We start from the raw sequence: 19,871 nt of genomic DNA on the forward strand, positions 1-19,871 counted from the left end.
CCTCTTCGGCTTGTGGCGACTGGCGACATGGGTTGCGGGCCTCCCGACCGTGCCCTCGGCGGGCAGCGGCGGAACGCGACGGCGGATGGTCGTTCGGGAGTAAGGGATAGGGACCGGCCGGCCCATTTCCAGTCCGCGGGCGCGGACGCAGTGCAATAATCCGCCTCTCGCGGGGATTAACCGCCCTGCCCACCGGTTGTTCCGGCCGCATCCGCCATCGCAGGACGCTTGCCGGCAAAGCGCCTATTGCTGCGCGCTCCGCCCCTCTCCCGCCGAAAGACGCGCCGGTTCCGTCTGGCGGGCCGCCAGCGGCCGGCGCAGGGCGCCGCCGCGCTCGAAGAGGCGGCGGCCGTCGGCATAGGTGGCGACCGTCGCGCGCTCGTCGCCGAGCGTCATCAGGAGGAAGAGTTCCTCGGCGAGCGTCTCGACGCGCGACAGGCGCCGGCGCATGGCGGGCGTCGCCCCCGTGTCGAACACGGCGATATCGGCCTCGAAGCCGGGCGCCAGACGCCCGATGCGGTTCTCCAGCCCCATGGCGGCGGCGTTGCCCGCCGTCATCATGTGGAAGGCCTCGAAGGCCGGCAGCTTCTGCCCACGCAGCGCCAGCACCTTGTAGCCCTCGGCCCCGGTGCGCAGCATGGAATAGCTGGTGCCCCCGCCGATATCGGTCGCGATCCCGACATGGGCGCCGGCCGCGCTGACGCCCGCCCGGTCGAAGAGGCCGGAGCCGAGGAAGAGATTGGATGTCGGGCAGAACACGGCGCTCGCCCGCGCCTCGCCGAGCGCCGCGCGCTCGCGCTCGGTCAGGTGGATGCAGTGGCCGAACAGCGCGCGCCGCCGCACGAGGCCGTAGCGCTCGTAGACGGCGAGATAGTCGCCGGCCCAGGGGAAGAGTTCGGCGACGAAGGCGATCTCGGAAAGGTTCTCCGACAGATGGGTCTGGATCGCCATGTCCGGGAAATCGGCGGCCAGCGCGCCTGCCGCCTCCAGCTGCGCCTCGCTCGAGGTCGGCGCGAAGCGCGGCGTGATGGCAAGTTCCAGCCGGCCCCGCCCGTGCCAGCGCTGGGCGAGCGCGCGCGTCTCGTCGTAGCCGCGCGTCGCCGTGTCGAGAAGGGCCGGCGGCGCGTTGCGGTCCATCATCACCTTGCCGGCGACCATGCGCTGCGAGCGCCGGTCGGCCTCCTCCATGAAGGCGGCGACGCTTTCGGGATGCGAGGTGCAGTAGACGGCGGCCGTCGTCGTGCCGTTCGCGGCCAGTTCGTCCAGCAGGAAGCGCGCGGCGGCTTCGCAGACGGCCGGATCGCCGTAGCGGCTCTCCTCGGGAAAGGTGTATTTCTGCAGCCACTCCATCAGCTCCGCGCCGTAGGAGGCGATGACCTGCGTCTGCGGCAGATGGAGATGGGTGTCGACGAGACCCGGCAGGACGAGATGCGGCCGATGGTCGACGACCTCCATGCCCGCCGGCAGGCCCGCCAGAAGCGCGGAGGCCTCGCCCATGGCCGCGATGAGGCCGTTCTCGACGACGAGAAGCCCGTCCTCGACATAGGTCGGCCCCGCGCCCGTCGCGGGATCGACGTCGAAGGAGAGGAGGCGGCCGCGAATGGCCAGCGAACCGCCCGGGCGGCGCGCGTCGGGGGCGGAGCTCATCGCGCGTCGGCCGTCGCGGCGAAGCGTCCGGAGCCCGAGGCGATCCACTGCGCCAGCGTCTCGCGCTCGGCCGGCTCCAGGCCGGTGACGTTGCCGGGCGGCATGGCGTGGCTGCGCACGGCCTGCCGCTCGATCAGCCCGGCATGGTGGACGATCTCGTCGCGCGTCTCCAGGCGGATGTCTTTCGGCGCATGCGCGATGCCCGGCCAGAGCGGGGCGGCCGCGTGGCACATGGAACAGCGCGACAGGACAATGCCCTCCACCGCGTCCATGTGGACGGAGGCCGCGAGCGCGACCTGCGGGTCCCCGCCCCATTGGCGCGGCGCGGCGGCGGCCTCGCCCTGCGGCGCCTCGCGCCAGCCGGGCGACCCCGACAGGGTGACGACGGCCGCGAAGAGCAGTGCGGCAACGCCCCAGCACCACCAGAGCTTGCGATGGGTGCGGTGATAGGTGTTGAAATAGTGCCGGATGACGGCGCCCATCAGCAGGACGAGACCCGCGATCACCCAGTTCCACTCCGTGGCGAAGGCCAGCGGGTAGTGGTTGGAGAGCATCAGGAAGATGACCGGCAGCGTCAGGTAGTTGTTGTGCAGGGAGCGCTGCTTGGCCTCCGCGCCGAGCCGGGCCTCGGGCGTCCGGTCGGCCTTGAGGTCCGCCACCACGATCTTCTGGTTGGGGATGATGATGAGGAAGACGTTGGCGGTCATGATCGTGGCGATCATCGCGCCCGTGTGCAGCATGGCCCCGCGCCCGGAAAAGAGCTGGGCGAAGACGTAGGAGGCCAGGACGACGTATACGAAGAGCGCGGCCAGGAGCGCGGAGTCGTTCTTGCGCAGCGGAGACTTGCAGAGCGCGTCGTAGACGACCCAGCCGAGCGCGAGGCCCGCCATGCCGATGGCGCTGGCGCTCCAGACCGAGAGATCGGCCTTCTGCGGATCGATGAGGAAGAGGTCGGCCCCGACATAGTAGACGAGGAAGAGGAGCGCGAAGCCCGACAGCCACGTCGCGTAGCTCTCCCATTTGAACCAGGTGAGGTCCTCGGGCATATGGGCCGGGGCGACCATGTATTTCTGGATGTGGTAGAAGCCGCCGCCATGCACCTGCCAGGCCTCGCCGCCGACGCCCGGCACGGGCTCGCGCTGCCGGCGCAGGCCGAGATCGAGCGCCACGAAGTAGAAGGACGAGCCGATCCAGGCGATCGCCGTCACCACGTGCAGCCAGCGCACCGCGAATTGCAGCCATTCGGAGAAGTAAGTCGCCATCAGTCGGCCCCCGAGGCGCGCCCCCTTGTCGCGCGGCCTCCGATTGCGATCGACGTGCCCTCGTCTGTTTCCGGCCGTTCAGGAGACGGTGGCGGAAACGGGCATGGAAAGGGGCGCCACGGCGCCCCTCGGGACTTGTCTGGAGCGCCGAGCGTCGATTCGGACGTCTAAAACACGCACCAACTCTTTGATTCTACGCATCAGGCTTTCCGAAAATCGAGTCCGATTCTCGGGCCGATGCTGTAGCGTGAAACGAAAGGACCGTCACCGACCGATGCCAGAGACAGTTTCAGCGCGCCACGCCCAAGCTGCTTTCTTTTCCCCTGCAGGGAGAAGTGCCCGGCAGGGCGATGAGGGACGGCAAGGCGGGGCAACCTTCCAGCGATGCCGCGGCTGCGCCGCCCCCTCACCCGGCCCGCCGCGCGGTCCACCCTCTCCCCGCAGGGGAGAGGAATGGCGCCAGGCCTTGCCGCGATGGTGGCAGGTCGTGTCAGTTCTTCACGCCTTCGACATACCAGTCCATCTTCAGGAGATCGCCGTCCGGGATCACCGTGCCGGCCGCGATCTTCTCCGCGCCCGACTGGTCCTTGATCGGGCCGGTGAAGATCTCGTAGGTGCCGGCCTTGGTCTCGTCGACGATCTTCTGCGCGGCGGCCTTCACGTCCGCCGGCATCTTCTCGTTGAACGGGCCCATGGCGACCTCGCCCTCCTTCATGCCGAGCCAGACATTGCTGTTGGTCCAGCTCCCGTCCTGCACCGCCTTGATGCGGCTGACATAGTAGGGGCCCCAATTGTCGACGATCGCCGTCATCTGGGCGTTCGGCGCGAAGCTCGTCATGTCCCAGGCCTGGCCGAAGGCGATGGCGCCGCGCTTCTCGGCCTCCTGCAGGGGCGCCGGCGAATCGGTGTGCTGGGTGATGACGTCCGCGCCCTGGTCGAGCAGCGCGCCGGTGGCCTGCGCCTCCTTGGCCGGATCGTACCAGGAGTTCACCCAGACGACCTGCGTCTCGAAGTTCGGGTTCACCTTGCGGGCGGCGAGCGTGAAGGCATTGATGCCCATCACCACTTCCGGGATCGGGAAGGAGGCGATGTAGCCGGCCTTGCCGCTCTTCGACATCATGCCCGCGATCGTGCCGAGCACGGCGCGGCCCTGGTAGAAGCGCGAATTGTAGAGCGCCATGTTGGGCGCCTGTTGGTAGCCCGTCGCATGCTCGAACTTCACGTTCGGGAACTGCTTGGCCACCTTGATCGTCGGGTTCATGAAGCCGAACGAGGTGGTGAAGATGATGTCGTTGCCGTCCTGGGCGAGCTGGCGGATGACGCGCTCGGCGTCCGGCCCCTCGGCGACGTTCTCCACGAAGCTCGTCGTGACCTTGCCCGCCATCTCCTTCTCCAGGAACTTGCGGCCCTGGTCGTGGGCGTAGGTCCAGCCGAAGTCGCCGACGGGGCCGACATAGACGAAGGCGGCCTTCACGGGCTTGGCGTCCTGCGCGAGGGCGGCACCGCCGAAGGAGGCGGCGAGCGTCAGCGCGGCGGCGCCCTGCATCAGGCGGCGGCGGGTGGTGATGATCATGGAAGGCTCCGTTGCAAAAGGCGTTCGTGTCGAGGTCAGGCCGTGGCGCGGAACGGCTTGCCGAGGCAGGCCGGCGCCGCGTTGCGCGCCGAGACGCGCCGGCCGGAGATCAGCGCGAGGACGAGGATCGTCGCGAGATAGGGAAGGCTGGTGAGGAACTCGGGCGCCAGCAGCGACCAGCCGGCGGCCTTGGCCTGCAGTTCCAGCGTGATGACGGTGCCGAAGAGATAGGCGCCGACGAGAAGGCGCCCCGGCTTCCAGGAGGCGAAGACGACGAGCGCGATGGCGATCCAGCCGCGCCCGGCCGTCAGCCGCTCGGCCCACATGGGCGTGAGCACCAGCGAATAGTAGGCGCCCGCAAGGCCGGCCATCGCCCCGCCGAAGAGCACGGCGAGATAGCGCACCTTGAGGACGGGATAGCCGATCGAATGGGCCGAGGAATCGGACTCGCCCACCGCGCGCAGAATGAGGCCGGCGCGGCTGTGCTTGAGGAACCACCAGACGCCGAGGGTGAGGAGCAGCGAGAGGTAGACGATGGGCGAATAGCCGAAGAGGACGCGCAGGATCGGATCGGCCGACAAGGCGTCGGGAAAGATCGGCCCGAGCGTCCTGGTGGTGATGCCGACATAGGAGGCGCCGGCCAGCGCCGAGACGCCGGTGCCGAAGATGGTCAGCGCAAGGCCCGTCGCCACCTGATTGGCGGTCAGCGTCAGCGTGAGATAGCCGAAGATCAGCGAGGCGGCGGCCGCCGCGCCCATCGCGGCGAGGCAGCCGAGCGCGGGCGAGCCCGTCGTCACCGAGACGATGAAGGCGAAGACGGCGCCGATCAGCATCATGCCCTCGACGCCGAGATTGAGGACGCCGGCCTTCTCCACCACCAGCTCGCCTAGGGCCGCGAGGAGGATGGGCGTGGAGGCCGCGACGATGGCGACGATGACGGCGACGGCGAAGGCGGCGCTCATGCGCGGGCTCCCTCGGTGACGGGCGTCTCGCCGGGCCGCGCGACGGCCCTTGCGGCCGGCGGGGCGGCGGCACCCGTCCCGAAGGACAGGCGGTAGCGCACCAGGATGTCCACCGCGAGGAGGAAGAACAGCATCATCGCCTGGAACACGCCGACGGCGGCCGAGGGCAGGCCGATCGTCGTCTGCGCGCTCTCGCCCCCGACATAGGTCAGCGCCAGGACGAGGGCGGCGGCGACGATGCCGATCGGGTTCAGGCGCCCGAGAAAGGCGACGATGATGGCGGTGAAGCCGTAGCCGGTCGGGAACTGCGGCACCATCTGCCCGAAGGGGCCGGCCGCCTCGAAGATTCCGGCAAGCCCGGCGCAGCCCCCGCCCATCAGGAGCGTCATCCAGACGACGCGGCTTTCGCGGAAGCCGCCGTAGCGCGCGGCTTGGGCGCTGAGGCCGACGACGCGCACCTGGAAACCGGCGACCGTGCGCGTGACGAGCACGAAGGCGGCGAGCGCCAGCGCCAGCGCGGCGGGCACGCCGAGATGGATCAGCGTTCCCGGCACGGCGATCGGCAGCGTCTGATCGGCCGAGAACATCGCCGTCTGCGGGAAGTTGAAGCCCATCGGGTCCTTCCAGGGCCCGCGCATCAGGTAGTAGAGGAGCTGGATGATCGCGTAGTTCAGCATCAGGCTGGACAGGATCTCGGAGACGCCGAGCCGCACGCGCAGGAAGGCGGGGATCGAGGCCGCCGCCATGCCGCCGAGGAGGCCGGCGAGGATCATGGCCGGCAGGATCCAGATCCCCGTCATGTCCATCGTCAGGAGCGCGACGCCGGTGCCGGCGAGACCGCCCGAGACGTATTGCCCCTCGGCGCCGATGTTCCAGACATTGGCCCGGAAGCCGACCGACAGGCCGATGGCGATGATGGCGAGCGGGGCCGCCTTCACCAGGAGGTCCTGCCAGCGATAGGGATTGAAGAGTGGCGTGACGAAGATCTCGCGCACCGCGCCGAACCCGTCATAGCCGAGCAGCGTGAAGGCGATGGCGCCCGTGACGAGCGTCAGCGCCACGGCCAGGACCGGCGTGGCGACCAGCATGGCGCGGCTCGGCTCGCGCCGTGGGACGAAGGCGAGCGCCATCACGCGGCCTCGGCGGTTTCGGACGGGGCCTCGCCGTGGACGCCGCCCATCAGCAGCCCGACGCGCTCGATGGAGATGCCCTTCACCTCCATGGACGGCGAGAGGCGCCCCTCGTTGATGACGGCGAGCCGGTCGCAGAGTTCGAGGAGTTCGTCGAGATCCTGGCTGACGACGACGATCGAGGCGCCGCGCGCCACGAGATCGATCATCGCTTGGCGGATGAAGGAGGCCGCGCCCGCGTCGACGCCCCAGGTCGGCTGCGAGACGACGAGGACGGAGGGCTCCTGCCCGATCTCGCGGCCCATGATGAATTTCTGCAGGTTGCCGCCCGACAGGCTGCCCGCCAGGGCCCTGGCGCCCGTCGCCTTCACCGAGAAGGCCTTGATGACGCCGTCCGCATAGGCGCGGGCCGCGCCAAGATCGAGGAAGCCGCCTCTGGCGAGGCCCTTGCGGCCGCGCGCCGAGAGGATGGCGTTCTCGGCGAGCGTCAGGCCCGGCACCGCCGCATGGCCGTTGCGCTCCTCGGGCACGGCGGCAAGGCCGAGCCGGCGCCGGGCCGAGACGCCGAGCGCGGCCACCTCGCGCCCGTCGATGGCGATGGAGCCGGTGACGCCGGCGTCGCGCTCGCCCGAGAGGACTTCGAGGAGCTCGTTCTGCCCATTGCCGGCAACGCCCGCGATGCCGAAGATCTCGCCCGCCCGCACGGTGAAGGCGACGTCCTTGAGGCTCGTGCCGAAGGGCGGGGCGCCGGGCGCGGACAGATTGGAGACCGTCAGGCGCTCCGCCCCCGCCGCCCCGCCGGATTTCGGCGTCAGCGCCTTCAGGGAGCCGCCGATCATCAGTTCGGCCATGGAGCGCGTCGTCTCCACCTTCGGGTCGCAGCTGCCCACCACCTTGCCGCCGCGCAGGATCGTCGCGGTGGAGCACAGCGCTTTGATCTCGCCGAGCTTGTGGGAAATGTAGAGGATCGAGCAGCCTTCCGCCGAGAGCTGGCGCAGCGTCCGGAACAGAAGCTCCACCTCCTGCGGCGTCAGCACCGAGGTCGGCTCGTCCATGATGAGGAGCTTCGGGCGCCCGAGAAGCGCGCGCACGATCTCGATGCGCTGGCGCTCGCCGACGGAGAGCGTGTGCACCTCGCGCTGCGGATCGAGCACCAGCCCGTACTGCTCCATCACCGCGCGCACGCGGGCCTCGAGCTCGCGGCGCGGCGGCGGCTCGTCCATGCCGAGCGCGATGTTCTCGAGCACGGTCATCGCCTCGAACAGGCAGAAATGCTGGAACACCATGCCGATGCCGAGGCGCCGCGCCTCGCCGGGCGAGGAGACCTGCACGGGCGCGCCATCGAAGCGCATCTCGCCCTCGTCCGCGCGCTGCACGCCGTAGATGATCTTGACGAGCGTCGACTTGCCCGCGCCGTTCTCGCCGAGCAGCGCGTGGATCTCGCCGGGGGCCACGCAAAAGGACACGGACTCGTTGGCGACGACGCCGGGGAAGCGCTTCGTGATGCCGGAAAGTTCGAGCCGTGGCGCCATGGGAAACGCGCTATCCCCTTGATCGGACGATGGCACCGGGATGAGCGGACGCCGGACTTGCGAAGCGATCATGCAAGGATTCGGCCTGCTTGGAAAGCAGGCAGACGACGATTTCCGCAGCCGTCAAAGCGGCGATGACGGCCGGCCGTTTGTCGCGCAGCGCGCTGCCCCCGATCGGCAGCGTCAGGCGCGTGAACTCCGCCCCCCGCCCCTCGGCCGCGAGGTGGCGCCGGAAGCGCTCGCCCTTCGTGCGCGACCCGATCATGCCGACATAGGCCGCATCGGCGCGCCCGAGCGCTGCGGCGGCGAGGAGGAAGTCGAGCCCGTGATCGTGCGTCATCACGAGATAGGCGGTGCCGGCGGGCGCGGCCTCGATCTCGGCCTCCGGCAGCGCCGCCGCCACCGTCTCGACGCCGGCCGGGCCGTCGCGAAGCGTCTCGGGCCGCGTGTCGACGAGGCGCGTGCGGATCGGCAGCGGCGAGAGCGCCAGCGCCAGCGCGCGGCCGGTATGGCCGGCGCCGAGGATCAGCGCCAGCGGCAGCGACGCGCGATTGGCGCGTTCGGCCTCGTCCAGCTCGCCGAGAAGCGCGCGGTCGAGGCGCCGCAGGGAGAGGCGGACATGCCCGCCGCAGCATTGCCCGATCTCCGGCCCGAGCGGCACGGCCATCTCGCCCCGGGCATCGCCGGACACCAGCATGGCGCGGGCCCGCGCGATGGCGTCGTATTCCAGCCGCCCGCCGCCGATCGTGCCCGCGCTCCCCCCGGCCGTCACCGCCATCGCCGCCCCCGCCTCGCGCGGCGTCGAGCCGTAGGCCTGCGTCACGGTGACGAGGATCGTGGGCTCGCCGCGGGCCAGAAGGGTCGCGAGATGGCCGGCGGGAAGGGTCACGGGGCCGGCCTTCCCTGCGGCCGGGCGGAGAGGCGGGAGCGTCGCGCCATTCTCACGCCCCCCGCACCGCTTCGACCGCGTCCAGCACGCGTTCGGGCGTCGCCGGCGCGTCGAGACTGGGGAAGGCGCGGCCGTTTCCGGCGGCGACGACGGCGTCGGTCAGGGCCGAGAAGACCGAGATCGCCAGCATGAAGGGCGGCTCGCCCACGGCCTTGGAGCGATAGATCGTCGCCGCGCGGTTCTCGCCCTTCGCCCAGAGCGCGATGCGCAGGTCGTCCGGCCGGTCGCCGGCGGTCGGGATCTTGTAGGTGGAGGGCGCGTGGGTGCGAAGGCGCCCCGCCTTGTCCCACCACAATTCCTCGCTCGTCAGCCAGCCCATGCCCTGGATGAAGCCGCCCTCGATCTGGCCGAGATCCAGCGCCGGGTTCAGCGAACGGCCGACATCGTGCAGGATGTCGGCGCGCAGGAGCCGGTATTCGCCGGTGAGCGTGTCGATCGCGACTTCCGAACAGGCCGCGCCGTAGGCGAAGTAGTAGAAGGGCGTGCCGCTGGCGCTCTCGCGGTCGTAATGGATGCCGGGCGTGGCGTAGAAGCCGGTGGAGGAGAGCGAGACGCGGGCGAGATAGGCCTCGCCCACGAGATCCTCGAAGCGCTTCAGCGCGTTGCCGACGCGCACGCTGTTGCCCTCGAAGATCACGGTTTCCCTGTCGACCTTGTAGGTCTCGGCGGCGAAGTCGATCAGGCGGGTCTTGATCGTGCGCGCGGCCGCCTGCGCGGCCATGCCGTTGAGGTCGGAGCCCGACGAGGCCGCCGTCGCGGACGTGTTGGGGACCTTGGCCGTCGTCGTGCCGGTGATCTTCACGCGCGAGACGTCGATCTGGAACTCCTGCGCCACGACCTGCGCCACCTTGGTGAAGAGCCCCTGCCCCATCTCCGTGCCGCCGTGATTCAACTGCACCGATCCGTCCTTGTAGACATGGACGAGCGCGCCGGCCTGGTTGAGATGGCTCGTGGTGAAGGAGATGCCGAACTTCACCGGCGTCAGCGCCAGCCCCTTCTTCAGCACCGTGTTCCCCGCGTTGAAGGCCGAAACCGCCGCGCGGCGGGCGCGATAGTCGCTGGAGACCTCCAGTTCCTCCACCATCTGCGCGATCACGCTGTCGGTCACCGCCATGTGGTAGGGCGTCGATCCGGACCCGTCGGCGGGGTAGAAATTGGCCTTGCGAAGATCGAGCGGGTCCATCTTCAGCGCGAAGGCCGCGTGGTCGAACGCGCGCTCGATGCCGATCATGCCCTGCGGGCCGCCGAAGCCGCGAAAGGCCGTGTTGGAGACGGTGTTGGTCTTGAGGCGGCGCGAGCGGATGCGCGCGGCGGGGATGAGATAGGCATTGTCGGCATGGAACATCGCCCGGTCGGCGATGGCGCCCGAAAGGTCCTTGGAATAGCCGCAGCGGATGAAGTGGCGCTGGTCGGCGGCGACGAGCCGACCGTCCTCGGAAAAGCCGAGATCGTATTCGACGCGCGCCTCGTGGCGCTTGCCGGTCATCTCCATGTCGTCGTCGCGGTCGAGCCGGCACTTGGCGGGCCGCCCGGTCTTCACCGCCGCGAGCGCGGCGACGCAGGCGAAGAGCGCCGGCTGGCTCTCCTTGCCGCCGAAGCCCCCGCCCATGCGCCGCACCTCCACCACCACGCAATGGTCGGGCACGCCCAGCATCTTGGCGACATTGTGCTGGACTTCCGACGGGTGCTGCGTGGAGGACTTCACCAGGACGTCGCCGTCCTCCATCGGCACGGCGACGGCGATCTGGCCCTCGAGATAGAAATGGTCCTGCCCGCCGACCTCCAGCCGGCCGCGCACCCGCAGCGGGGCGGCCTCGAGCGCGGCCACGGCGTGCCGGCGCCTCATCTCGTGCGGCGGGAGGAGGTCCTCGCCGGCAGCGTCCGCCGCCGCGATCGCCTCGTCCATCGAGATCGCCGCCGGCAGGTCCTCGTAGTCGATCCGGGCGAGCCTTGCGGCGCTGCGCGCGGCCGCCAGCGTCTCGCCGGCGACGGCGAAGATCGGCTGGCCGACATAGTGCACGCTGTCGTTCGGGAAGATCGGATCGTCGCCGAAGACGGGCGAATAGTCGTTCCGGCCGGGAATGTCGTCCGCCGTCAGGACCGCGCGCACGCCCGGCGCGGTGCGCACGGCCGAGAGGTCCACCGAGACGAGCCGGGCATGAGCGCGCGTCGCCATGGCGATGTAGATCTGCAGCGTGCCCGGCAGTTCGGGATCGTCGTCGATGTAGCGGGCCGCGCCCGACACGTGCTTGGCGCCGCTGTCATGGGCGAGCGGCGCGGCGACGCCGCCGCGGATCGGCGTGACGGCGGCCGGCGCCTCGCCGAGATCGGCGGCCGGCACGGTGCCGGCGACGCCCCGGTCCTGGATGCGGGTCTCGTCCATCAGCCCGCCTCCGCCAGCGCGTCGAGGCGCGGCGCCTCGCCCGCCTCTTCCATCTGGAAGCGGCGCAGGAGATTCTGCGCCGCCTTCAGGCGATAGGCCGCCGAGGCGCGCATGTCGGTGAGCGGGGTGAAATCCTGCGCCAGCGCCAGCGCCGCGCGCTCGGCCGCTTGCGCGTCGAAGGGCCGGCCGAGAAGCGCGGCTTCCGCCTGCGGCGCGCGCTTCGGCGTGCCCGCCATGCCGCCGAAGGCCAGCCGCGCCTCGGCGACGGTGCCGTTCGAGACCGTCAGGCGGAAGGCGGCCATGACGGCGGAAATGTCGGACTCCCGCCGCTTGGAGATCTTGTGCGCGAAGAAGCGGTGCGACGCGTCGAGAACCGGCACCTCGACGGCAACGACGAACTCGCCCGCCGCCCGGTCCTGGCGGCCATAGTCGAGGAAGAAGGCCTCGATCGGCAGGGCGCGCATGTCGTCGCCGCGGCGAAGATGGAGGACCGCGCCGAGCGCGATGAGCAGCGGCGGCAGGTCGCCGATGGGCGAGCCATTGGCGATATTGCCGCCGATCGTGCCGACATTGCGCACCTGATAGCCGGCGAAGCGCCGCATCGTCTCGGCAATGTCGGGGTGAAGCGCCCCCAGCCGCTCGTGCACGATGCGATGGGTGACGGCGGCGCCGAAATAGAGCCGCCCCTCCCCCTCCTCGACATGGGCGAGGTCGCGCACCCGCGAAATGTCGAGAAGCGAGGGCAGGTCGCGATGCTGCTTGGTCACCCAGAGGCCGATATCGGTCGCACCGGCGAGGACGGTCGCCTGCGGGTCGGCGGCATAGAGATCGGCGAAGGCGTCGACATCGCCCGGCGAGGCGAAGCGCCTGCCTTCGTGGGCGTAGAGGAAGGGCGCCGTGCCGCGCATCTCGCCGAGCCGGGCGGCGAGCGCTTCGTCCGCCGCGCGCGTGTCCGGCCGGGGCGCGTCCTTGAGGGCGAGCCCCGCCTCGACGATCGGCCCGTAGCCGGTGCAGCGGCAGAGATTGCCGGAGACGAGGTCCTTCACCGACTGGCGGTCGACGATCGAGCCGTTCATCCAGCCGGCGTGGAGCTGCATGGCGAAGCCCGGCGTGCAGAAGCCGCACTGGCTGGCATGGCGCTCCACCATCTCGGCCGCCAGCGGATGATCGCCCGACCCCATCACGTGCTCCACCGTCTCCACGGCGCGCCCGTCGAGGCTCGGCAGGAACTGGATGCAGGCGTTCACCGCCCGGCGCGTCAGCCCGCCCGTCTCGTCCGGCTCCATCATCAGGATGGTGCAGGCGCCGCAGTCGCCTTCCGCGCAGCCCTCCTTCGTGCCGACCAGCCGCTCGGCGCGGCGCAGATGCTCCAGCAGCGTCGTGGTCGGAGCGACGCCCTCGACGCTGCGCTCCTCGCCGTTGAGGACGAAGCGGATCGGGCGGGTGGCGGCGGCGCTCTCCATCCTCAGCTGCCCCTGTAGGTCGAGAAGCCGTAGGGGCTGAGAAGCAGCGGCACGTGATAGTGGCGCGCCTCGGCCATGCCGAAGCGGATGACGATGTCGGAGAGGAATTTCGGCTCCGGCAGCGCGCCGGCCGTGGCATCGAGATAGGCGCCGGCCGAGAAGACGAGCTCGTAGGTGCCGATCCGGAAGGTCTCGCCCGCCATCAGCGGCGCGTCGCAGCGCCCGTCCGCGTTGGTCACGGCCTCGGCGACCGGCTCGCGCGCGTCGCCGGCCAGGCGGAACAGCGCGACGGGAATGCCCTTCGCGGGCTTGCCGGTGCTCGTGTCGAGCACATGTGTCGTCAACCGGGCGTCGCCTTCGGCCATGCAGGGGTGCCTCGTTTTTTGACCGTCCGGTCAAGCAGTCTGCACCGCGCCCGGCGGCGGCGGCAAGCGGAAACGGTGCCGCGCCGCGCAGTTTCGCGCGAAGCGTTTCCCGCCGTCGCCCGGCGGCATCGCCTCGCCCGTCAGGCCTCGTTCGGAGATGCGCCATGCGCCAGGAGACGGCTTTCCTCTTCGACCTCGACGGGACGCTCGTCGACAGCGTCTACCAGCATGTCCTGGCCTGGAAGGAGGCGCTGGACGCGGAGGGCATCGAGCTCTCGGTCTGGCGCATCCACCGCAAGATCGGCATGAGCGGCGGGCTCTTCACCAACCAGCTCCTGCGCGAGACGGATATCGAGATCACGCCCGAGCGCAGCGAGCGGCTGCGGGCGCGCCATGCCGAGGCCTATGGCCGGCTCGCCCATCAAATCGTGCCGCTGCCCGGCGCCGTGGCGCTGCTGGCGGCGCTCGACGCGATCGGCCTGAAATGGGCCATCGCGACCAGCGGGCGCATGGAGACGGCCCGGTACAATCTCGACAAGCTCGGCGTCGATCCCGGCAAGGTGCCCGTCGTCACGCGCGACCTCGTCAAATACGCCAAGCCCGATCCCGATCTCTTCGTGGCGGCCGCCGAGCGGCTCGGGGTCGATCCCGCGACCTGTCTCGTCGTCGGCGATTCGATCTGGGACATGCTGGCCGCCCAGCGCTGCCGGGCGCTCGGCGTCGGCCTCCTGTGCGGGGGCTACGGCGAGAACGAGCTGGAGCGGGCCGGCGCCTACCGCGTCTACGAGGACCCGGCCGACATGCTGCGCCATCTCGACGAACTGGGCGGCCGGCGCTGACGCGAAGCGCCGCGAGCGGGCGCCGCGCGCATTGATCGCCCGGCGCTTCCTCTGATACCCCGGTCGGACCATCACCGAGGAGCCTCGTCGATGACCGAACGCTATCCCAGAGACCTGCGCGGCTACGGGCCCGTGCCGCCGGACCCGCAATGGCCCGCGCCCGAGGGCGGCACGGCCCGGATCTGCGTCCAGTTCGTGATCAATTACGAGGAGGGCGGCGAGAACGCGGTCCTCCACGGCGACGAGGCCTCCGAGGCCTTCCTCTCCGAGATCGTCGGCGCCGCCCCCTGGGTCGGCATGCGCCACATGAACATGGAATCGATCTACGAGTACGGCGCCCGCGCCGGCTTCTGGCGCCTCCACCGCATGTTCACCGAACGCGGCCTGCCGGTGACGGTCTATGGCGTGGCGACCGCGCTGGAGCGCAGCCCCGAGGCGGTGGAGGCCATGCTCGCCGCCGACTGGGAGATCGCCTCGCACGGCCTCAAATGGATCGACTACCGCAACTACTCGCTGGAGGAAGAGCGCGCCCATATGCGCGAGGCCATCGCCATCCACGAGACGGTGACGGGCTCGCGCCCGCTCGGCTGGTATACCGGCCGCTCCTCGCAGCACTCGCTGAACCTCGTGGCCGAGGAAGGCGGCTTCCTCTACGCCTCGGACGCCTATGCCGACGACCTGCCCTACTGGCAGGAGACGCCGCACGGGCCCCTCCTCGTCCTGCCCTACACGCTCGACACGAACGACATGCGCTTCGCCACGCCCCAGGGCTTCAACTCGGGCGACCAGTTCTTCGCCTATCTGAAGGACAGTTTCGACGTCCTCTATGCCGAGGGCGAGGCGGGCGCGGCCAAGATGCTGAATGTCGGCCTGCACTGCCGTCTCGTCGGGCGCCCCGGCCGGGCCGCGGCGCTCGCGCGCTTTCTCGACTACGTGCAGTCCAGGCCCGGCGTCTGGGTGGCGCGGCGCGAGGACATCGCGCGCCACTGGCGCGAGCGCTTCCCCCACGCGCCGGGCCTGCGGCCGAGCCTCATGACGCAGACGCAGTTCGTGCACCGTTTCGGCTCGGTCTTCGAGCATTCGCCCTTCGTCGCCGAGCGCGCCGCCGCCGCGGGCCTGCATGCCGCGCATGACAGCGCCGCGGGCCTTGCCGCCGCCCTCACCCACGCCTTCCGCCGCTCCTCGCCGGACGAGAGGCTCGGCGTCCTGAAGGCCCATCCCGACCTTGCCGGACGCCTCGCGCTCGACGGCGGCCTGACGCCGGAGTCGAAGGCCGAACAGGCCGGCGCCGGTCTCGACCGCCTGACGCCCCAGGAGCTCGAACGCTTCACCGCCCTCAACGGGACCTATGTCGAGCGCTTCGGCTTTCCCTTCATCATCGCCGTGAAGGGCCTCGACAAGCAGGCCATCCTCGCCGCCTTCGAGACGCGCGTCGCCAACGACCGGGACACCGAATTCGCGACGGCCTGCGCTCAGGTCGAGCGCATCGCCCGTCTTCGCATCGAACAGATCTTCAAGGACCCGACATGAGTTCCGAGCGCTTCATCGACTCCAAGCCCGCGCCCGAGGCGGCCGACCTCCTCAAGCGCTTCGTGGACCTCGCCCATCCCCGCCTCGGCACGCAGGTGACCTTCGCCACCGACGACTTCTTCGCCGACAAGGCGCGCATGATCGCGCCCGAGGCGCCCGTCTTCTATCCCGACCGCTTCGACGACCACGGCAAGTGGATGGACGGCTGGGAATCGCGTCGCAAGCGCGTGCCCGGCCACGACCACGCCGTCATCCGCCTCGGCCAGCGCGGCACGATCGACACGATCGACGTGGACACAGCCTTCTTCACCGGCAACTTCCCGCCCGAGGCCGAGATCGAGGCCGCCGACACGGCGGGCGAGCCCGGCGAAGGCGACTGGCGCACGATCGTGGCGCGCAGCCCCTTGAAGGGCGATTCGCACAACCTGTTCCAGGCGGCGGAAAGCGGGCCGTTCCGCTGGCTGCGCCTCCACATCCATCCCGATGGCGGCGTGGCGCGGCTGCGCGTCTACGGCACGATCGCCAAGGACTGGTCGACCGTCGGCGCAGACGAGGAGGTCGATCTCGCCGCGCAGGTCAACGGCGGCACCGCGCTCGCCTGGAACGACGCCCATTACGGCCATCCCGCCAACATGCTGGCGCCCGGCCGCGCGCCGGTCATGGCCGATGGCTGGGAGACGGCCCGCCGCCGCAGGCCCGGCAACGACTGGTCGGTGATCCGTCTCGGCACGGCCGGCACGATCGAGCACCTGCGCATCGACACGCGCCACTTCAAGGGCAACTTCCCCGACCGTTTCACCCTGCGCGCCGCACGGCTCGACGCCGATCCGGCGCCCGAGGCGATCGAGGCGCAGAGTCTGGCCTGGCCGATCCTCGTGCCCGAGACGAAGCTTTCCGCCGATGCCGAGCTCGACATCGCCAAGGTCGAGCCGCTCGGGCCCGTGACGCATGTGCGGCTCGACATCTTCCCCGACGGCGGCGTCTCGCGCCTGCGCCTCTACGGCCGAAAGGCGTGAGCGGCGCGAGCCTTCTGGCGCGGCCGCTGACGGCCGAGGCCTTCCGCCCCTTCGGCGAGGTGATCGAGCCCGACAACGCCGCCGAGATCCGCCTCATCAACGGCGGCACGACCACGCGCTTCCACGACATTGCCCCGGTGGACGTCTCCGCCGGGGGCGGCCGGGCGCTCATCTCGATCTTCCGTGGCAAGCCCTTCGCCGCGCCCATCGAGATCGCCATGCTGGAGCGCCACCCGCTCGGCAGCCAGGCCTTCGTGCCGCTGACGGAGCGCCCCTATCTCGTCGTCGTCGCCCCCGACGAGGGCGGCCGACCCGGCCCTCCGCTGGCCTTCCTCGCCACGGGCGGCCTCGGCGTCTCCTATCATCGCGGCACCTGGCACCACCCGCTTCTGGCGCTGGAGGCGGTCTCGGACTTCCTCGTCGTCGATCGCGGCGGGCCGGGGGACAATCTGGAGGAGGCGTTCCTCGAGACGGTTCGGATTCTCTCGTACTGAGACGCCGCCGGCCGCATTGAATCGCGGCCGCGCGGCGACGGCGCCTTGAAGCCTTGCCGCGCCGCGACATCTCTCCCGCACGTTGCGCCCGCAAGGGCCGCAGCCAGACGCGCGCCGCCGGGCACCGGGCGGCGGCGTTCCTGCCGGGGACCTGCCATGACCTCTTCCGCCTCGCGCGTTCTCGCGCTCGTGCTCGCCGCGCTGATGGCCCTGATGGGCCTCGGGCTTCTGGGCGGGGGTCTCTGGCTCGCCACGCTCGGCGGCTCGCTCTACTACCTCTTTGCCGGCGCCTTCTTCCTGCTGACGGCCTATCTCCTCTACCGGCGCCGCCGACAGGCGCTCGCGGCCTATGCCTTCCTCATCGTGGCGACGCTTCTCTGGGCCCTGTTCGAGGTCGGCTTCGACTGGTGGCCGCTCGCCGCGCGCGGCGGGGTGATCTTCGTCTTCGGCGCCCTTCTCCTTCTCCCGCCCGTCACGCGCTCGCTGGGTGTGCGCAACGTCGCCGAGGCGCTGGACGGGGTGAAGGTTCATCCCTCCTTCCGGCGCGGCACGGGCGCGGGCCTCTCGGCCGCCCTCGTCATCGCGCTCGTCGTGGCCGGCGCCTCCTGGTTCACCGATCTCCATCGCGTCGACGGCACCCTGCCCGGCCCGCGCGGGGTCGCTCCCGCGCCGTCCGGCATTCCCGACGGGGAATGGCACGCCTATGGCCGCACGCAGGCCGGCCAGCGCTATTCGCCGCTCGCCGCCATCACGCCGCAGAACGTCTCCACCCTCGAACAGGCCTGGCGCTTCGAGACCGGCGACGAGCCGCAGCCGGGCGATCCGGAGGAGACAACCTTCCAGGTGACGCCGCTCAAGATCGGCGAGCGCCTCTTCCTGTGCACGCCGCATCAGAGCGTCATCGCCCTGAACGCCACGACGGGCGCCGAAATCTGGCGCCATGACCCGAAGATCCGCGGCGAGCTGGCGCTGCAGCATCTCACCTGCCGCGGCCTCTCCTATCAGCCGCCCGGCGGCACGACGGGTGCGACCGCGCCGGCCGCGACGGCCCAGGCGCCGGCGCCGGCCGCCCCGACCGCGCCTCGGGACGCCGCAGCCGCCACGACGGGCGCCGAGACCGAGCCCGCCGACCTGCCGTCCGCCACGGCGGACGCCCCGACGACGCAATGCGCGGCCAAGCTCTTCATGCCGACGGCCGACGGGCGCATCATCGCGCTCGATCCCGAGAGCGGCGCGGTCTGCGCCAATTTCGCAGGCGGCGCGGGCCAGATCGACCTCTGGAACCGCATGCCCAACGTGAATCCGGGCTCCTACTACTCGACCTCGCCGGTGATCGTGGCGAACAACCTCGTCATCGTCGGCGGCACCGTCCTCGACAATGTCTCCACGCAGGAAGCCTCCGGCGTCATCCGCGCCTTCGACATCGACACGGGCGCCCTCGTCTGGAACTGGGATTCGGGCAACCCGGACGACACGGCGCCGCTGCCTGCCGGCCAGCGCTACACGCCGAACTCGCCGAATTCCTGGTCGATCTCGGCGGCCGATCTCGGCCTCGGCCTCGTCTACGTGCCGCTCGGCAACCAGCCGCCGGACCAGTGGGGCGCGGACCGTTCGGCCGAGGTGGAGCGATTCTCCTCCTCCGTCGTGGCGCTGGATCTGGCCAGCGGCGAGGTACGCTGGGTCTTCCAGACCGTCCATCACGACCTCTGGGACTACGACGTGCCCGCCCAGCCCTCGCTGATCGACCTGACGGTGCGCGGCGAGACCGTTCCCGCCCTCGTCCAGCCCACCAAGCAGGGCGAACTCTTCGTGCTCGACCGGCGCACGGGAACGCCGGTCCTGCCCGTCGTCGAGCGTCCGGCTCCCGGCGGCGCGGTGGAGCCCGACAAGGCCGCGCCGACGCAGCCCGTCTCCGCCCTCTCCTTCGACCCGCCGCCGCTGAAGGAAAGCGACATGTGGGGGGCGACGCTGTTCGACCAGCTCGCCTGCCGCATCGCCTTCCACGGCCTGAACTACGAGGGCCGCTTCACGCCGCCCTCGCTGCAGGGCTCGCTGGTCTATCCGGGCAATTTCGGCGTCTTCAACTGGGGCTCGGTCGCCGTCGATCCGGTGCGCCAGACGGTCTTCGCCACGCCGACCTATCTCGCCTTCGTCTCGCGGCTCGTGCCGCGCCCGAACGACACCGCGCTCGTCGTCAACAAGACGCCGCCCGAAGGCGCCCTGCCGGCGCTGAACGAGAATTTCGGCGCGCCCTACGCGATCGAGCTCTCGCCCTTCACCTCCGTCCTCGGCCTGCCCTGCCAGTCGCCGCCCTGGGGCTATGTCGCCGGCGCCGACCTCACCGACGGTCGCGTCGTGTGGATGCACAAGAACGGCACGGTGCGCGACGCCGCGCCCTTCCCGATGCCGCCCTTCGAGATGGGCGTGCCCAATCTCGGCGGCCCGCTCCTCACCGCCGGCGGCGTCGCCTTCCTGTCGGGCACGATCGACGACTACCTGCGCGGCTACGACGCCGCGACGGGCGAGGAAATCTGGAAAGCGCGCCTGCCCGCCGGCGGCCAGGCCACCCCGATGACCTACGAGGGCGCCGACGGTCGCCAATACGTCCTCGCCATCGCCGGCGGCCACGGCTCGCTGGGCACCAAGCGCGGCGACTCGGTCATCGCCTACGCGCTGCCCAAGCCGTGACGCGCCCGCGGCGCCGGAGACGATCCGGCGCCGGTTGA

Annotated in this window: 15 protein-coding genes; 5 read left to right on the forward strand and 10 right to left on the reverse strand. The window is 70.7% G+C overall.

The window, feature by feature from the left end; genetic code table 11:
- Positions 1 to 243: 243 nt before the first annotated feature.
- The 10 genes from guaD to uraH form a co-directional block, all read right to left on the reverse strand.
- Positions 244 to 1,647 carry a guanine deaminase gene (gene guaD, locus ASG48_RS09040; RefSeq protein ID WP_082529418.1) on the reverse strand — a complete coding sequence of 468 codons (1,404 nt, stop codon included), beginning with the start codon at positions 1,645 to 1,647 and terminating at the stop codon, positions 244 to 246.
- The gene (locus ASG48_RS09045; protein ID WP_055848404.1) at positions 1,644 to 2,909 is read right to left on the reverse strand and encodes a urate hydroxylase PuuD; all 1,266 of its coding nucleotides are present in this window, start codon (positions 2,907 to 2,909) and stop codon (positions 1,644 to 1,646) included. The genes guaD and ASG48_RS09045 overlap by 4 nt, the downstream gene beginning before the upstream one ends.
- A gap of 490 nt (positions 2,910 to 3,399) precedes the next feature.
- The gene (locus ASG48_RS09050; protein WP_055849643.1) at positions 3,400 to 4,455 is read right to left on the reverse strand and encodes a BMP family ABC transporter substrate-binding protein; all 1,056 of its coding nucleotides are present in this window, start codon (positions 4,453 to 4,455) and stop codon (positions 3,400 to 3,402) included.
- Between the two features lie 62 nt (positions 4,456 to 4,517).
- The gene (locus ASG48_RS09055; protein WP_055848407.1) at positions 4,518 to 5,444 is read right to left on the reverse strand and encodes an ABC transporter permease; all 927 of its coding nucleotides are present in this window, start codon (positions 5,442 to 5,444) and stop codon (positions 4,518 to 4,520) included.
- On the reverse strand, positions 5,441 to 6,574 hold the full coding sequence (locus tag ASG48_RS09060; RefSeq protein WP_055848409.1) for an ABC transporter permease: 1,134 nt from the start codon (positions 6,572 to 6,574) through the stop codon (positions 5,441 to 5,443). Before ASG48_RS09060 ends, ASG48_RS09055 begins: the two co-directional genes overlap by 4 nt.
- On the reverse strand, positions 6,574 to 8,106 hold the full coding sequence (locus tag ASG48_RS09065; protein WP_055848410.1) for an ABC transporter ATP-binding protein: 1,533 nt from the start codon (positions 8,104 to 8,106) through the stop codon (positions 6,574 to 6,576). Before ASG48_RS09065 ends, ASG48_RS09060 begins: the two co-directional genes overlap by 1 nt.
- 10 nt (positions 8,107 to 8,116) lie before the next feature.
- Positions 8,117 to 8,995 carry a xanthine dehydrogenase accessory protein XdhC gene (gene xdhC, locus ASG48_RS09070; RefSeq protein ID WP_055848413.1) on the reverse strand — a complete coding sequence of 293 codons (879 nt, stop codon included), beginning with the start codon at positions 8,993 to 8,995 and terminating at the stop codon, positions 8,117 to 8,119.
- Positions 8,996 to 9,047: 52 nt separating this feature from the next.
- A complete protein-coding gene (gene xdhB, locus ASG48_RS09075; RefSeq protein ID WP_082529370.1) occupies positions 9,048 to 11,438 on the reverse strand; it encodes a xanthine dehydrogenase molybdopterin binding subunit in 2,391 nt (796 codons plus the stop codon).
- Complete coding sequence (gene xdhA, locus ASG48_RS09080; protein WP_055848417.1) at positions 11,438 to 12,901, reverse strand: xanthine dehydrogenase small subunit; 1,464 nt, start codon at positions 12,899 to 12,901, stop codon at positions 11,438 to 11,440. The genes xdhB and xdhA overlap by 1 nt, the downstream gene beginning before the upstream one ends.
- A 2-nt stretch (positions 12,902 to 12,903) precedes the next feature.
- Positions 12,904 to 13,266, reverse strand: coding sequence for a hydroxyisourate hydrolase (gene uraH, locus ASG48_RS09085; RefSeq protein ID WP_055848420.1), 363 nt, complete (start codon positions 13,264 to 13,266; stop codon positions 12,904 to 12,906).
- Between the two features lie 164 nt (positions 13,267 to 13,430).
- On the opposite strand from uraH, the gene ASG48_RS09090 reads away from it, so the two are divergent.
- The 5 genes from ASG48_RS09090 (at position 13,431) to ASG48_RS09110 (ending at position 19,833) form a co-directional block, all read left to right on the forward strand.
- Positions 13,431 to 14,105, forward strand: a complete 675-nt coding sequence (locus ASG48_RS09090) for an HAD family hydrolase (RefSeq protein WP_055848424.1) — start codon at positions 13,431 to 13,433, stop codon at positions 14,103 to 14,105.
- A gap of 90 nt (positions 14,106 to 14,195) precedes the next feature.
- Complete coding sequence (gene puuE / locus ASG48_RS09095; RefSeq protein ID WP_055848426.1) at positions 14,196 to 15,635, forward strand: allantoinase PuuE; 1,440 nt, start codon at positions 14,196 to 14,198, stop codon at positions 15,633 to 15,635.
- Positions 15,632 to 16,651 carry an allantoicase gene (alc, locus tag ASG48_RS09100; RefSeq protein WP_055848429.1) on the forward strand — a complete coding sequence of 340 codons (1,020 nt, stop codon included), beginning with the start codon at positions 15,632 to 15,634 and terminating at the stop codon, positions 16,649 to 16,651. The genes puuE and alc overlap by 4 nt, the downstream gene beginning before the upstream one ends.
- A complete protein-coding gene (locus ASG48_RS09105) occupies positions 16,648 to 17,145 on the forward strand; it encodes an ureidoglycolate lyase (RefSeq protein ID WP_055848432.1) in 498 nt (165 codons plus the stop codon). The genes alc and ASG48_RS09105 overlap by 4 nt, the downstream gene beginning before the upstream one ends.
- A gap of 156 nt (positions 17,146 to 17,301) precedes the next feature.
- Complete coding sequence (locus tag ASG48_RS09110; protein ID WP_055848435.1) at positions 17,302 to 19,833, forward strand: membrane-bound PQQ-dependent dehydrogenase, glucose/quinate/shikimate family; 2,532 nt, start codon at positions 17,302 to 17,304, stop codon at positions 19,831 to 19,833.
- Positions 19,834 to 19,871 lie beyond the last annotated feature (38 nt).

It is taken from the genome of Aurantimonas sp. Leaf443 (assembly GCF_001425575.1).
In the GTDB taxonomy this organism is placed as follows: domain Bacteria; phylum Pseudomonadota; class Alphaproteobacteria; order Rhizobiales; family Rhizobiaceae; genus Leaf443.